Annotated in this window: 13 protein-coding genes; 10 read left to right on the top strand and 3 right to left on the bottom strand. The window is 68.5% G+C overall.

Annotated features, from left to right (window positions below; all coding sequences use genetic code 11):
* Positions 1-57 precede the first annotated feature (57 nt).
* Both BVG12_RS05370 and BVG12_RS05365 read left to right on the top strand, forming a co-directional pair.
* Entirely contained in the window at positions 58-1,353 is a 1,296-nt protein-coding gene (locus tag BVG12_RS05370) for a GGDEF domain-containing protein (protein WP_229503973.1), read from the top strand.
* A 134-nt stretch (positions 1,354-1,487) separates the two neighbouring features.
* Positions 1,488-2,216 (top strand): DNA-binding protein, encoded by a 729-nt coding sequence (locus BVG12_RS05365; protein WP_075791516.1) that lies wholly within the window; start codon positions 1,488-1,490, stop codon positions 2,214-2,216.
* Positions 2,217-2,225: 9 nt separating this feature from the next.
* Here BVG12_RS05365 and BVG12_RS05360 read toward each other — a convergent pair whose 3' ends face one another.
* On the bottom strand, positions 2,226-2,693 hold the full coding sequence (locus BVG12_RS05360) for an Lrp/AsnC family transcriptional regulator (RefSeq protein WP_075791515.1): 468 nt from the start codon (positions 2,691-2,693) through the stop codon (positions 2,226-2,228).
* A gap of 222 nt (positions 2,694-2,915) precedes the next feature.
* Here BVG12_RS05360 and BVG12_RS05355 point away from each other — a divergent pair, with 222 nt between their 5' ends.
* Positions 2,916-3,851, top strand: a complete 936-nt coding sequence (locus BVG12_RS05355) for a DMT family transporter (protein WP_229503811.1) — start codon at positions 2,916-2,918, stop codon at positions 3,849-3,851.
* Between the two features lie 82 nt (positions 3,852-3,933).
* Here BVG12_RS05355 and BVG12_RS05350 read toward each other — a convergent pair whose 3' ends face one another.
* Positions 3,934-6,261 (bottom strand): GH92 family glycosyl hydrolase, encoded by a 2,328-nt coding sequence (locus BVG12_RS05350; RefSeq protein WP_075791514.1) that lies wholly within the window; start codon positions 6,259-6,261, stop codon positions 3,934-3,936.
* Positions 6,262-6,449: 188 nt separating this feature from the next.
* On the opposite strand from BVG12_RS05350, the gene BVG12_RS05345 reads away from it, so the two are divergent.
* Positions 6,450-6,932 carry a GNAT family N-acetyltransferase gene (locus BVG12_RS05345; protein WP_218921045.1) on the top strand — a complete coding sequence of 161 codons (483 nt, stop codon included), beginning with the start codon at positions 6,450-6,452 and terminating at the stop codon, positions 6,930-6,932.
* Positions 6,933-6,947: 15 nt separating this feature from the next.
* On the opposite strand, the gene BVG12_RS05340 is transcribed toward BVG12_RS05345, so the two are convergent.
* Positions 6,948-7,415 (bottom strand): bacteriohemerythrin, encoded by a 468-nt coding sequence (locus BVG12_RS05340; protein WP_075791513.1) that lies wholly within the window; start codon positions 7,413-7,415, stop codon positions 6,948-6,950.
* Positions 7,416-7,604: 189 nt separating this feature from the next.
* On the opposite strand from BVG12_RS05340, the gene BVG12_RS05335 reads away from it, so the two are divergent.
* The 6 genes from BVG12_RS05335 (at position 7,605) to BVG12_RS05310 (ending at position 13,778) form a co-directional block, all read left to right on the top strand.
* The gene (locus BVG12_RS05335) at positions 7,605-8,189 is read left to right on the top strand and encodes an NAD(P)H-dependent oxidoreductase (protein ID WP_075791512.1); all 585 of its coding nucleotides are present in this window, start codon (positions 7,605-7,607) and stop codon (positions 8,187-8,189) included.
* Between the two features lie 106 nt (positions 8,190-8,295).
* Complete coding sequence (locus tag BVG12_RS05330; RefSeq protein WP_075791511.1) at positions 8,296-9,531, top strand: YaiO family outer membrane beta-barrel protein; 1,236 nt, start codon at positions 8,296-8,298, stop codon at positions 9,529-9,531.
* 192 nt (positions 9,532-9,723) lie between these two features.
* On the top strand, positions 9,724-11,190 hold the full coding sequence (locus BVG12_RS05325) for a DUF4331 domain-containing protein (RefSeq protein ID WP_156895825.1): 1,467 nt from the start codon (positions 9,724-9,726) through the stop codon (positions 11,188-11,190).
* Positions 11,191-11,200: 10 nt separating this feature from the next.
* A complete protein-coding gene (locus tag BVG12_RS05320) occupies positions 11,201-11,461 on the top strand; it encodes a hypothetical protein (protein WP_156895553.1) in 261 nt (86 codons plus the stop codon).
* Positions 11,458-12,654 carry a tetratricopeptide repeat protein gene (locus tag BVG12_RS05315; protein WP_075791508.1) on the top strand — a complete coding sequence of 399 codons (1,197 nt, stop codon included), beginning with the start codon at positions 11,458-11,460 and terminating at the stop codon, positions 12,652-12,654. Before BVG12_RS05320 ends, BVG12_RS05315 begins: the two co-directional genes overlap by 4 nt.
* Positions 12,651-13,778, top strand: a complete 1,128-nt coding sequence (locus tag BVG12_RS05310) for a HupE/UreJ family protein (protein WP_075791507.1) — start codon at positions 12,651-12,653, stop codon at positions 13,776-13,778. Before BVG12_RS05315 ends, BVG12_RS05310 begins: the two co-directional genes overlap by 4 nt.

The following is a 13,778-nucleotide window of genomic DNA, read 5'->3' as shown; positions in this document are numbered from 1 at the left end:
AACTACTTGGAAGGCGTGTAACACATGGCAGGTGATTTTGCTTTGTATAAAAATCATGTGTTGTTCTTGTCGCAACGCTTCTTCATCAAGGACAACCAGGACGAATTGCGGTTGCACGCCCATAAATACGACTTCGAGATCGATTTTTTCCACGAGGTCAGCGATTTCGTGGCCGCCGTCGAGCGTGACAGCGCCGACAGCCTGTACCTGATCGACCTCGACGCGCTGTACAACATGCAGTCCGACATGCAGGCGGCGCGCAAGACCTTGCTGCTGCGCGAGTTGCTGCAGCGCCTGCCGGCCAACCACCGTTATGTCTATCTGCAAACGGTGCGCCAGGGCAGCCGGTTCCTGCTGCAACAGCGTCTCGTCGACAACAATTGTCTGGCGTATGCGGAAAAGCCGATCGCGAACGACGTCCTCGTCGACAAGCTGTTCAACCTGTTTGCGCAACAGAAGCGCGGCGACCTCGTGCGCGTGGTCATGCTCGGCGCGCCGCCCGGCTGGGACGAGGCCGCGCTGCAGGCGCAGCGCCTGGACATCGTTTATCACACCGACCCACAGACGCTGCATCTGCGCGTCAGGGACCTGCAACCCGACATCGTCCTCGTCACGGACGTGGAATACGAGCGGACGGAAGCGGTCGTGCGTGTGCTCAAGCGCAATATTGAAGCGGACCCGGTGCGCGAGATCACGCTGCTGCAACGCGGTCCCGACGCGGCGCAGGCCCGGCGCGCGCTCGACAGCGGCTTCGACGCGCTGCTCACGATGGACGACCCGGATTTGCTTGCCCGTCAATTGCTCAACCGGGCCGACAAGATCCGCATCAGCCGCGACCTGATCGGCAAGGACCGCGCGACGGGCCTGCTGAACAAGATCGGCCTGCAGCAAAAGACCCAATCGCTTATCTGCCGCGCCGCGCTGGAGGGCAAGCCGCTGTGCCTGGGCGTCATCGACATCGACAAGTTCAAGACGATCAACGATACCTGGGGCCATTACTTCGGCGACATCGTCATCAAGCGCCTGTCGCTGACGCTGGTGCCGCGCATGGAAGAAGGCGACCTGCTGAGCCGCTTCGGCGGCGAGGAATTCGTCGTGGTGTTCTGGGATTGCACGCTGGAGGAGGGCTGGCGCCGGCTGGATGGGATGCGCCAGGCGTTCGGCGCCAACGCGTTCGAAGTCAAGCCGGGGGAGGTGCGCCACTTCTCGTTCAGCGGCGGCCTGGCCGCGTATCCGGCCTACCGCAGCGAAAACGAGTTGTTCCTGCGGGCCGATGCCATGTTATACGAAGCGAAAGAAGGCGGCCGCAACCAGATCCGGCCGCTGCCCGAACGGGTTGCGCAAACGGGCTGATGTGATCAATCGTGAAATGAAACGGCCTGCGACGCGTCCGGCGCGCAACACTTGCGCTGGGAAGCCTGCGAAATTTCTCTACGGGAAGTATCATACGCACTCCGAAATTTCTTTGATCCAGGGGTAAAGCGTTTATGGCAGGCCAAGAAGTCACATTCGACGACGTTGCGCGCGCAGCCGAGAGTTTGCAGGAGGATGGCGAAGCGGTCACCATCGAAGCGGTGCAGGACTTCCTCGGCGAAGGTTCGCCGAACGCCATCTTCAAGCATCTGGCCGCGTGGCGTGCGGCGAACGTCAAGCCGCCCGTGCCCCCGAAGGCCGAGCTGCCGCAGGAATTGCTGGCCGGTCTGGCCGACTGGGCACTGAAATTCGCGGAACAGTCCGGCGCCGGCGACCGTGAAGCGCTGGCGCGTAACGAAGCGGACATCGAAGCCCTGCGCGAAGCGGGCGAAGCCCTCGAAGGCGAACGCGACGCCCTGCGCGAAGAGGTGGCCAGCGTCACGGCGGCGTCGGAAGAAGCCATCGCCGAGCGCGACGAAACCATCGAACGCCTGAATGCGGAATTGAAGAACGCGCGCCAGGTCGCGATGGATGCCCTCGTCAGCAAGGCGAAGGACCAGCTGGCCATCGACGGCAAGGAACAGCAGCTGGCGCAGCTGCGCCAGGAACTGGAGCGCAAGGTGGCGGACATGGCGGCCGAATCGGATGCGCGCCTGCGCGCCGAGATGGAGCTGGTGGGCGCCACGACGGCGCGCGACAGCCTCTCCGCCGAATTGGACGACCTGCGCGCGAAGCTGGACAAGTCGGCGGCGGAGCGCAGCAAGCTGCGCGCCGAACTGACCGAGCTGAAATCGAAGAAGTAAACCTCCCCGTCAAGGGGTGACGGACGGCGCGCGTTTCAGGCAACGCAACGTGAACGTCGAGCGCGTGCGCGTCACCCCCGGCAGCTTGTACAGCTTCTGGCGCAAAAAGCGCTCATACCCTTCCGTCCCCGATACGGCCACCTTGATCAGGTAGTCGTATTCCCCCGACAGCAGATACGCCTCCATCACTTCCGGCAGGTCGGCCAGCGCGTCCTGGAACGCCGTGAAGATCTCGTCGTCGTGGCGGTCGACCGTCACCTCGATGATCACCGTGTCCGGCATCCCCAGCGCGCGCTGGTCCAGCATCGCGACGTAGCCCGTGATGAAGCCGGCTTCCTCCAGCGTCTTGACACGGTGCCAGCATGGCGTCGGCGACAAATGCACCGTTTCCGCCAGTTTCTGGTTGCTGATGCGTCCGTCGCGGCTGAGGGTGCGCAGGATCTGGCGGTCGATCTCGTCCAGCTGGCCGTCTTTCATTGCAGGGCTTCCTTCGTGGTTTCCATGTGAGCGTGGAGATTCTATCGCCCTTTCGATGGAGAGCCAGAGGATTCTTCTAAAAGTGGCTGTGTTATCGCTATCGAATAGAAGCACATTCTGCGCGTGCTCCCTTAACATTGCGGCTCGCTTACCAGCTTTTTTGCGGCGCACCATTCCCGACCCGGGCGTGCTGCGCCAGCCGCCTTTCGTTCAGGAGTCCTCGTGTCGAATGCAGTATCACGGGCCGGCGCCGGCTACCGGGAAGGTCCCTTCGCAGCCGAACTGCCGCTCATGCTGATCACCCCCGCGCTGTTCGCGGCCAACCTCGTCGTCGCCCGCTGGGCGCAGGGCGCCGGTATCCCCCCGGTCTTCCTCGCATTCGGGCGCTGGATGCTGGCGTTCCTGATCCTGATGCCGTCGTGCGGTCCGCGCCTGTGGGCCCTGCGTCACACGCTGCGCGCGAACTGGCGGCGCATCCTGCTGCTGGCCGGCCTGGGCATGGGTCTCGCGACCGCGCCGCAATACGTCGGCGCGCGCCACACGAGCGCGGCGAACGTGGGCATCATCTTCGCCGCGTGTCCGGCGCTCGTGACGATGATCGAAACGCTCGTCTGGAAGGCGCCGTTGTCGCGCCGTCAGGCGGGCGGCCTGTTCCTCGCGATCCTCGGCGTGCTCGTCGTGCTGTCGAAGGGGAACGTCGCCGCGCTGGGACAGCTGGAATTCGGCCGCGGCGATCTGTGGGTCGTGCTGGCGGCTTGCGGCTGGTCGTTCTATACGGTCTTCAACAAGCGCCTGCCGCTGCCACCGCTGCCGGGCCCCATCAAACTGGCCGCCCTGATCGGCGGCGGTGCGCTCGTGCTGGCACCGTTCGCCGCGCTCGAAGCGGCCACCGGCAACGTGGCGGACTTCGCGGACGGCCGCCTGTACGCGGCGCTGGCCTTCCTCGCCGTCGTGCCGAGCCTGGGCGCCTACTTCTTCTTCGACCGCCTCGTGGCGGCGGCCGGTCCGGCGCGCGCGAGCCTGACCGTGTACCTGATTCCGCTGTTCGCGACCCTGGCGGCGTGGCCGTTGCTGAAGGAGCCGCCGCATCCGTACCATGCGGCGGGGTTCGCGATCATCCTCGGCGGCGTCGCCGTCGCCAGCATGCGCCGGCGTTGACAGGCAGGGTGGAGGGCTTTGCGGTCCACGCGTTCGACATGCGCCGGCTGAACGCGTGGACAGCAAGCTGTCCACTCTATAATCAATACGCCGTCTGCGTGTAGGGACGGGCGCTTGCCGCCTTGCCCCATTCCTTGTTCGGCGTCGCCTGCATCCGGAACACGAGCTCGCCGCCCGCCACGATCTCCTCGTGCCGCAGCACGCTGCGCGCGAGCGGCTTGCCGTTCAACGTCACGCTGCCGACGTACGGGTTCGCATCCGCCAGCCCTTCGGTGCGCACCGTGAAGCGCTTGCCGTTCGGCAGGTTCAAGGTCGCCCGTTCGACGAACGGCCGGCCGATCACGTACTCGTTGCTGCCTGGTGCCACCGGATAAAAGCCCAGCGCCGTGAACGCGAGCCAGGCCGACATCTGGCCCAGATCGTCGTTGCCCGCGAGGCCGTCGGGCGCATCGCGGTACTGGCTCGCGACGATCTGCGCGAGGCGCGCCTGCGTCTTCCACGGCGCGCCCGCGAAGTTGTACAGGTACGCCACATGGTGCGACGGCTCGTTGCCGTGGGCGTAGTGGCCGATCAGGCCCGAGATGTCTTCCATGTGCGCATAGACGGCCGGGTCGACCTGCGCGTCGAACACCTGGTCGATCTTGCCGACGAGGCCCGCGTCGCCGCCCAGCATCTTCACGAGGCCCGCGTTATCGTGCGGCATATACCACGAGTACTGCCACGCGCTGCCCTCGGTGTAATCGCTGCCGAAGTTCGACCGCACCGGATCGAACGGCGTGCGGAATTGGCCGTCCGATTTTTTCGCGCGCACGAAGCCCGTCTGCGGATCGAACACGTTGCGCCAGTTCTGCGCGCGCTCGTAGTAACGCTGCGCGACATCCTTCCGGCCCATGCGTTCCGCCATGCGCGCGATGGTCCAGTCGTCGAACGCGTATTCGACGGTCTTCGACGCCGCTTCCGGCTCCAGGTCGATCGGCACATAGCCCAGCTTCATATAGTGTTGCAGTCCGCCGTACTGCCCGTACTCGGCGCTGGCCGTCATCGCGCGCAGCGCCTCGTCGGCGTCGAATCCCTTCAAGCCCTTCAGGTACGCGTCGGCGATCACGGGCACCGCGTGGTAGCCGATCATGCACCACGTCTCCTGGCCGGCGAACTGCCACACGGGCAGGATGCCGTAGGGGCTGGCCTTCTGCGATTCGATCAGCGAGCGCACGAAGTCGACGTTGCGCCGTTCCGGCTGGATGAGGGTCAGCAGCGGATGCAGCGCGCGGTACGTGTCCCACAGCGAGAACGTGGAGTGGAAGTGGAAGCCTTTCGCTTCGTGCACCTGGTTGTCCGGGCCGCGGTACTTGCCGTCCGCGTCCATGAACAGGCTCGGGGCCAGCATGGCGTGGTACAGGCTGGTGTAGACCATGCGCTTCATCGGCCGCGGCGCGTCGACGTCGACGGCGGCCAGCGCGTTCTCCCACGCGTCGTGCGCGCGCCGGCGCTCGGCGTCGAAGTCCCAGCCCGGCAACTCGGCGAGGTTGGCCAGCGCGCCATCCTCGCTGACGGCCGACACGGCCACCTTCACGAGCACGGTGCCGTCGGCAGGCTGCCCGAAGCCGAACGTCCCTTCCAGTGCCTTGCCCTCGACGAGGACTTTCTCGGCCGAGGTCTTGCCCGGCGCCGCGAAGCCCTTGTATTCGACGCCTTCCTCGCGATTCAACAACTGGTGGTCGACGATGGGGCGCGAGAACCGGATCGCGAAGTACAGCTGGCGGCCGGGCGCCCAGCCGCGCGTCTCGCGCATGCCCGTGACGGTATCGTCGCCGCGCAGGCGCAGGCGCGACCACAGGTTCTTGCCGGACCAGTCGTAGATGCTCGAGCGCAGGTCGAGAATGACGTTCGCAGCGAGCCCCGGCTTGAAGCGGTAGCGGTGCAGGCCCACGCGCTCGCCGGCCGTCAGTTCGACGTCGACGTCGTTATCGAGCAGCTTGACGGCGTAATAGCCCGGTTCCGCATGCTCGTCCTTGTGCGAGAAGCGCGAGCGGTAGCCGCTGAACGGGCGCTCGGGATAGCCCGGTTCCAGTTTCACTTCGCCGCTCGTCGGCATCAGGAGGACGTCGCCCAGGTCCGAGTGGCCGGCGCCGGAGAAATGCGTGTGCGAGAAGCCGAGGATGGAGTCGTCTTCGTAGCGGTAGCCCGCCGCCCACGGATAGCTCTGGCGGAAGTGGCGGACCTGCGTGTCGGGACTCAGTTGCACCATCCCGAAGGGGCGGGTCGCGCCGGGGAAGGTGTGGCCGTCGCCGCCCGTGCCGATGAAGACGTCGACGTTGTCGGTGCGGCTGGCCGCGTGGGCGGAGGAACCCGCGCACAGCGCGGCGATGGCAAGGGGCAGGGTAGCCTTGCCGATGAAGCGGGAACGCATAGTGTCTCCAGGTGTGCCGGGGATGGCCCGGTCTTGCGAACCCGAACCATAACGCGAAACTTTTGAAAACGGCAACCGGAGCGTATGCGTGTTTCCTGCATAATGCCCACCCGGCCCTACCACGACTAAACACGATGACCGATACGCCCCCAACGCATGATCCCGACCGCCGCGCCGGCAGGTGCCTGATGCGTCTGCAACCGATGGAAGAGGGCGACCTCGCCGCCGTGCTGGACGTGCAAGCGGCATGCTATCCGCCCGCGATGCGGGAAGCGGCCGGGGTCGTGCTGGCGCGCCTTCGCGCCAGTCCCGACACGGCGCTGGTCGCGCGCGATGCGCAGGGCGTGTGCGCCTATCTGTTCGCGTACCCGTCGCGGCTCGGCACGGTGACGCCCCTCGGCGGTGCGTTCGCGCCGCCTCCCGAACCCGACACGCTGTACCTGCACGACCTGGCCGTGGCGCCGCGTGCGGCCGGGCGGGGTGTCGCGCGCCGCCTCGTCGCCCGTCTGCTGGCGCATGCGACCGGCCGCGGGCTGCTTCACTCCGCGCTCGTGTCCGTGCAGGATTCGCGGCGGTTCTGGGAAAGCCTCGGCTATGCGTGTGCGCCCGGCGCTGCCGGCGTCCTGGCGACGTATCCGCCGGAGGCCCTCTACATGACGCGGCGCCTGTGACGCGAACCCGGCCCCTCAACCGGCGCCGCCGGCGCGCGCGCGGCGCGTGGCGACGTGCAGCGTGGCGCGCGCCGCGCGACCCCGCGCGCCCCTCGGCTCCGGCGGTTCGGCCGCCACGGTCAGCGCCAGCTCGCCGCTGAGCCGGTGCAGCGCGAGCACCTCGTCCAGTGCGGCGAGCACCTGGCGGCCCAGCACGTGGTCGCCCTGCTCGACGTCCGGCAGCACGCGGTGCAGGGCCGACAGCACGACGGCGTTCTCCTCGCGGTGTTCGTGCAGGTGCGCGTAGCCCAGCGTTTCCATGATCAGTTCTTCATGGCGGAACGCCGCCTCGACGGCCGCCACCAGCGTGGCGAAGCCGTGGGCGACCATGTCGTCGGGACCGGCCGCGATCTCGGCGATGCGCCGGCATAGCATCTTGCGCCCGTGCCGCAGCGCGGCGCAAATGGCGCGCGGGCGGTGCGGGCTGGCACGGCTGGAAGGCATTCAGTCCTCTTGCTGTGGTGTCGTCCAAAAGTCGGAATATTCTTAGACTTTCGGTAGCACGAAAAAATCCCTGACCTTTGATATCTCGCAACGTAGCACCGTTGTGTTCAGTTAGCCTAGTTGACGGAATACATATTGAAAGAGAGAAATGAGTGTCGGACAAGTCGAACGTGAGCATGGCGGCCATTGATGGGGGCACGCATACTATTGATCCAGGGCCATCCGGATTGCCATCGCCCGCATCTGTGCCATGCGCTTGCCCAGGCCTATGTGGACGGTGCGCACGCCGCCGGCCATGAGGTCGAGGTCGTGGAACCGGCGCGGATGAGTTTTCCACTGCTCACCTGTCCGTCGGAATGGTGGCATGGTTCGCCCCCGCCTCAACTCGCGGCCGTCCAGGATGCAATCCAGCACGCGGACCACCTCGTGTTCGTCTATCCCCTGTGGATGGGTGACATGCCGGCGTTGATGCGCGGTTTCATGGAGCACGTGACGCGGCCCGGCGTCTTCATGGACGACCCTCAGCGGTCGTTCGGCGCCGGCCTGCTCGGCGGGCGCAGCGCGCGGCTGGTCGTCAGCATGGGGATGCCGGCCGTCATCTACCGGTGGGGGTATGGCGGCTATGGCGTGCGGATGATGCGGCGCCAGATCCTCGGCCGGGCCGGCATCCGGCCCGTGCGCACGACCCTGATCGGGCGCGCCCACGCATTGTCGGCGGAGCGGGTCGCGATGTGGCGCGACCACCTGTGCCGCCTGGGAGGGTCGGCCGCCTGAACCGGCGGCAGTCGTGCTCTCCTTGACGCACCCGGCCGGACACGGCAAAGTTTCGGCAGGGCAGCATTTAACAATGCGCCCGATTCCGCCACTTTTCCGCTTTCCGATGCCCGTCGCTGCCCAGCTGCCTCCCTCGCCACCTTCCGTTTCCGTCCCGGCCCAGGCGGCCGCCGCGCCCACTTTCGATGACGCCTATGCCAGCGCGCGCGCCCTCGCCAACGCGGGCCAGCCCGACCTGGCGCTGTCCGCCTACGACGCCTTGCTGGCCCGTTCGCCGGGCAACGTCGATGTGCTGCTCGGCCGCGGCATCGTCCACGCCCGCCTGGGCCGCTGGCAAGAGTCCGAGCGCGACCTGCGCGCCGCCGCCGCCGCGTCGCCCACGTACGCGGACGTGTGGTCGGCCCTCGGCGACATGTATCTGTGGAGCGACCGGCCGGACAAAGCCGCCGATGCCTATCGCCGCCTGATCGCGCTGCGGCCGGGCGACGCCGCCGCGTACGTCGGGCGCGGGCGGGCCTTGCGCGCCTTGGGCCGCAATGCCGAGGCGCGCGCCGACCTGGACCAGGCGCGCGCCCTCGGCGCCGCGGGCGACGCATTCGATGCGTTGTCCACGGCGCTGCAACCCCGCCCCGGCAATCCCGACGCGGCGATCGCGGCCGGCTACTCCTGGGCCGCGGGGCTGTCGTCCAGTTGGACGGACGCCGGCGCCGGCCCGCGCTGGAACGATCAGACCATCAGCGTGCGCCATTACACGAAGTCAGGCTCGCTCGCGTTCGAGACGCTGCGCGCGCACCGCTTCGGCCGGCAGGATCGTGCCTGGGCGCTGGACGGCTACGTCAACCTGTGGTCCGGCGCCTACGCCAATATGCGTTACCAGCGCGCCGCCGCGGCGCGGCTGTTCCCGGAGAATGCCGGCCGCGCCGAGTTGTACCAGTCGCTGGGCAACGGCTGGGAGGCGTCCGTCAGCGACGACGTTCTCGGCTACGCGGCGCGCGTGAACATCTACGGGGTCGCCATCGCGAAGTACACGGGCGACTGGTATCTGCAGCTGCGTCACCAGAACATCGTCTCCGCCGGCTCCCGCGGCACGGGCGAACGTCTGCTGGCGCGCTGGTATTACGCGGGCGACGCCGACACGTATGCCGAGGTCGCCGTCAACAGCGGCCGCAGCGACGATCCGTTGAGTCTCGTCGGCGGCCGCAGCCGTTCCGGCGGCGGCAGCGCCACATGGGTGCGCTATTGGACGCCGGCATGGGGCACCCGTGTCGGCGCGACCTTCTCGCGCGCCGCCGGCGCCGCCGACCAGCGCGGCATGACGTTCGCGCTGTACCGCCGCTGGTAGGCGCCGACGCGCCGGGCGCAGGCCCGGACTCGACTGACCTTCTAAAAAAATATCGGATTTTTTTGAATCCGTTTCATCCCACCCTCCGTATAAGCGATGCAGACCATGCATTCCGATCAATATTGACGCTCGATACAGGAGGGAGAAATGTCTTACAAACAAAATCTATCGAAGGGTACCAAGCTGCGTCTGATGGCCGCCGCGCTGTCCCTTGGCACCCTGGTGCAGCCGGCCGTGGCGTCGAGCCACCGCGAGGCGCCCTTCATCACGCGCCAGCCCAAGGTCGATGCGACCGACTTCTATATGTTCCGCAGCTACGAGCCGGGCCGCGCGGGTTTCGTGACGTTGATTGCGAACTACGTGCCGCTGCAGGATCCGCAGGCCGGCCCCAACTATTTCGAGATGGACCCGGACGCCTTGTATGAAATCCACATCGACAACAACGGCGATGCGAAGGAAGACATCACCTTCCAGTTCCGGTTCCAGAACGCGAACAAGGATGCCCAGCTGACGGTCGGGGGCAAGAAGGTGTCGATCCCGCTCGTGATCAACGGCGGCGCCATCGCCGACCCGAACGCGCCCGGCGCCAACGTACGCGAGACCTACACGGTCAGCGTCGTGCGCGGCGACCGGCGGGGCGGCCAGCGCGCGGCCGTGACGAACGCCGCGGGCGGCGGGACGACGTTCGACAAGCCGCTCGACAATATCGGCAACAAGAGCATCCCGAACTACGCCGCCTATGCCGCCAAGCATGTCTACGACGTGAACATCCCGGGCTGCGGTACGCCGGCGCGCATGTTCGTGGGCCAGCGCAAGGATCCGTTCGTCGTCAACCTGGGCGAAACCTTCGACCTCATCAACATCAAGGTGCCGGCGACCGAGTTCGCGGCGGGCGCCGAGAAGGCGGCGCGCGACGACCTGGCGGGCAAGAACGTGACGAGCATCGAACTCGAGGTGGCGGCATCGTGCCTCACGGCCGGCAACGATCCCGTGATCGGCGGCTGGACGACGGCGAGCCTGCGCCAGGGCCGCCTGCTGAATCCGCTGCCGGGCAGCGGAACGGGCGTCGGCGCGTCGAAAGAGGGCGGTCCATGGACGCAGGTGTCGCGCCTCGGCATGCCGCTCGTGAACGAGGTCGTGATCGGCCTGAAGGACAAGGACCGCTTCAACCACGGCAAGCCGTCGGCCGATGCCCAGTTCGCGGACTACGTGACCAATCCGACGCTGCCCGCGCTCATCGAAGTCCTGTATGGCAATGCCGGCGCGAAGGCGCCGACCAATTTCCCGCGCAACGACCTCGTCGCCGCCTTCCTGACCGGTGTGAAGGGCCTGAACCAGCCGGCCAAGGTCACGCCGTCCGAGATGCTGAGGTTGAACACGTCCATCGTACCGGTGGCGATGGGCGCGCAGAAGCGGCTCGGCGTGATCGACGGGGACAATGCCGGCTTTCCGAACGGGCGCCGCCCGGGCGACGACGTCGTCGACATCGCGCTGCGGGTCGTGATGGGCAAGCTGTGCACGTTGAATCTCGGCTGCGCCCCGTCCGACGCGCCGGCCGGCGGTATCCATTTCACGGATGGGGCGTATCTGGACGACAGCTTTTTCACGAACGCCTTCCCCTACCTGAAGACCCCGCTGGCGGGTTCGCCGCAGCAATGAGGAGGCCGACATGAAACGCATATTTACCATGAGCCTGGTGCTGGGCCTCGTGTCGGCCTGCGGCGGCGGCCACGACGACGCGCAGCCTCCCGTCGCGGCGCAGGCGCCCGCGCCCATGCCCACGCCCGGCGGCAGCGCCGGCCCCGACAAGTTCGCCGCGCAGGTGGCGAGCGTCGTCGCGACCTCGTCCGACGACGCGGAAGCGGCGCTGCTCGACGACGGTCCGCCCTCCGTGCCCGACGACACCGAGCCCGGACCGGTGACGCCATGAAGTGCGCCGTCGTCTTGCATGCCTGGACGGCGGCGCTGGCCCTGGCCGCGTGCGCCCACGCGCAGGCCGCGCCGCGCATCCCGGCCGACGGCGCCGAGGTGCTCGAAGTCCTGCCCTGGCGCGCCGATCCGCGCCAGGCCGAACTGCGCGGCCTGCGGGCCGAGCTGGCCCGCGCACCCGGTGACCTCGACCGGGCCACCGACGTCGCCCGGCGCTACATCGAGGCGGGCCGGCGCGAAGCCGACCCGCGCTACTTCGGCTACGCCCAGGCCGCGCTGGCGCCGTGGTGGCGGCAGGCCGACCCGCCGCCCCGGGTGCGCCTGCTGCGGGCGACGTTGCTGCAGAGCGTGCACCGCTTTCCCGAGGCGCTGGCCGACCTCGATGCCGTCACGGCGCGCGATCCCGGCAATGCGCAGGCGTGGCTGACCCGCGCCGGCATCGAGACGGTCCGTGCCGACTACCTGGCCGCGACGCGCAGTTGCGGACGGCTGTCGAACGTGGCCGACGAACTCGTGACGGCGACATGCATCGCCAACGTCGGCGCGGTCAACGGCCGCCTGGCCGCGAGCGAGCGGCTGCTCGAGCGTGTCGTGGCGCGCGACGCGGGCGTCGCGCCGGACGTCGACGCGTGGGCCATGACGAGCCTGGCCGAGATGGCGGCGCGGCGCGGCGATGCGGCGCGCGCCGACGCATGGTTCCGGCGCGCCCTCGGGCAAGCCCCGCGCGACGTATATCTGCTGGGCGCCTACGCGGATTTCCTGCTCGACCGGGACCGCACGCCGGAGGTGGCGGACCTGCTCGCCGGCCACGACCGCGTGGATGGGCTGTTGTTGCGCCGCGCGCTGGCGTTGCGCCAGGCCGGGCAGCGCGATGCGCTGGCGGCCGCGGTCGCCGAGCTCGACGCGCGCTTCGCGGCCGCGGAGCGACGCGGGGACGGCGTGCATCTGCGCGAACAAGCCCGTTTCGAGCTCGCGCTGCGCGGCGACGCCGGGCGCGCCCTGGACCTCGCGCGCCGTAACTGGGACGCGCAGAAGGAGCCGGCCGACGCCCGCATCCTGCTGGAAGCGGCGGGGGCCGCGCGCGCCGCGGCGGCCGCTCGCCCCGTCCTGGACTGGATGCGCACCGCCGGCGTCGAGGACGTGGCGCTCGCCCGCCTGGCCGGGGCGCTCGTCCGTCCGGGAGCGCAGCCATGAACGGCCTGCGCAGGGTCTTCCTGGCCGCGCTGCTGCTGCTCGGCTGCACGCTGCCGGCGCAGGCGCACAAGCCCAGCGACAGCTACCTGAACATCGAGGACGCCGGCGGCGCTCGCCTGACGGGCCGGTGGGACATCGCCCTGCGCGACCTGGACTACGCGATCGGCCTGGACGCCGACGGCGACGGTCGCCTGACCTGGGCCGAGGTGCGCGCGCGCCACGGAGCGATTGCTGCCTACGCGCTCGCGCGCCTGACGCTCGCGCGCGGCGGCCGGGCGTGCACGCTGCGCGCGGGCGAGCAACTCGTCGACCGCCACACGGACGGCACGTACACCGTGCTGCGCTTTGCCGCCGACTGTCCGGCCGCCGGTCCGTTGCAGGTCGGCTACCGGCTGTTCGCCGACGTCGACCCGCAGCACAAGGGGCTCATCGGGCTGCGGTCGGCCGGCACGACCCGCACGCTGGTCCTCGGCGCCGACCGGCCGTCCGCCGTGTTCGAGGAGGGCGCGGGCCAGGGATTCGCCAGCTTCGTGCGCGATGGCATCCGGCACATCTGGATCGGCTACGACCACATCCTGTTCCTGCTGTCGCTGCTGCTGCCGGCGGTGCTGGCGCGCGCCGGCGCCGGGTGGCGGGCGGTGGCGCGTCCGGGGCCAGCGCTCGCCGACGTGCTCCGGATCGTCACCGCGTTCTCGCTGGCGCATTCGATCACGCTGTCGGCGGCCGCGCTGGGCATCGTCACCTTGCCGTCGCGCTGGGTGGAGGCGGCGATCGCGTTGTCGGTCCTGCTCGCGGCGTTGAACAACGTGCTGCCGGTGGCGCACCGACGGCGCTGGGCGGCCGCGTTCCTGTTCGGGCTCGTGCACGGATTCGGTTTCGCCAACGTGCTCGCCGACCTGGGACTGCAGCCGGGCGCGCTCGCGCGGTCGCTCGTCGGATTCAACGTCGGCGTGGAACTCGGCCAGCTGGCCATCGTGTTCGCCGTCATGCCGGTCGCCTGGGCCTTGCGGGCGTCGTGGTTTTATCAGCGCGTCGTGCTCGTGGGCGGTTCCAGCCTGATCATGCTCGTCGCCGCCGCGTGGCTCGGCGAGCGCCTGTTCGACCTGCGGCTGCTGCCGGGCTGA

The organism is Massilia putida (assembly GCF_001941825.1).
GTDB classification, from domain to species: domain Bacteria; phylum Pseudomonadota; class Gammaproteobacteria; order Burkholderiales; family Burkholderiaceae_D; genus Telluria; species Telluria putida.
Note: the sequence above shows the minus strand (reverse complement) of the source record. Positions and strands in the feature narration are given on the sequence as shown.

What these genes read in the sequence shown, in the direction of transcription:
- BVG12_RS05365 (WP_075791516.1), top strand. Translation starts at nt 1,488, where the DNA reads ATGGCAGGCCAAGAAGTCACATTCGACGACGTTGCGCGCGCAGCCGAG.
- BVG12_RS05360 (WP_075791515.1), bottom strand. Translation starts at nt 2,693, where the DNA reads ATGAAAGACGGCCAGCTGGACGAGATCGACCGCCAGATCCTGCGCACC.
- BVG12_RS05350 (WP_075791514.1), bottom strand. Translation starts at nt 6,261, where the DNA reads ATGCGTTCCCGCTTCATCGGCAAGGCTACCCTGCCCCTTGCCATCGCC.
- BVG12_RS05345 (WP_218921045.1), top strand. Translation starts at nt 6,450, where the DNA reads ATGCGTCTGCAACCGATGGAAGAGGGCGACCTCGCCGCCGTGCTGGAC.
- BVG12_RS05340 (WP_075791513.1), bottom strand. Translation starts at nt 7,415, where the DNA reads ATGCCTTCCAGCCGTGCCAGCCCGCACCGCCCGCGCGCCATTTGCGCC.
- BVG12_RS05335 (WP_075791512.1), top strand. Translation starts at nt 7,605, where the DNA reads ATGGGGGCACGCATACTATTGATCCAGGGCCATCCGGATTGCCATCGC.
- BVG12_RS05330 (WP_075791511.1), top strand. Translation starts at nt 8,296, where the DNA reads ATGCCCGTCGCTGCCCAGCTGCCTCCCTCGCCACCTTCCGTTTCCGTC.
- BVG12_RS05325 (WP_156895825.1), top strand. Translation starts at nt 9,724, where the DNA reads ATGGCCGCCGCGCTGTCCCTTGGCACCCTGGTGCAGCCGGCCGTGGCG.
- BVG12_RS05320 (WP_156895553.1), top strand. Translation starts at nt 11,201, where the DNA reads ATGAAACGCATATTTACCATGAGCCTGGTGCTGGGCCTCGTGTCGGCC.
- BVG12_RS05315 (WP_075791508.1), top strand. Translation starts at nt 11,458, where the DNA reads ATGAAGTGCGCCGTCGTCTTGCATGCCTGGACGGCGGCGCTGGCCCTG.
- BVG12_RS05310 (WP_075791507.1), top strand. Translation starts at nt 12,651, where the DNA reads ATGAACGGCCTGCGCAGGGTCTTCCTGGCCGCGCTGCTGCTGCTCGGC.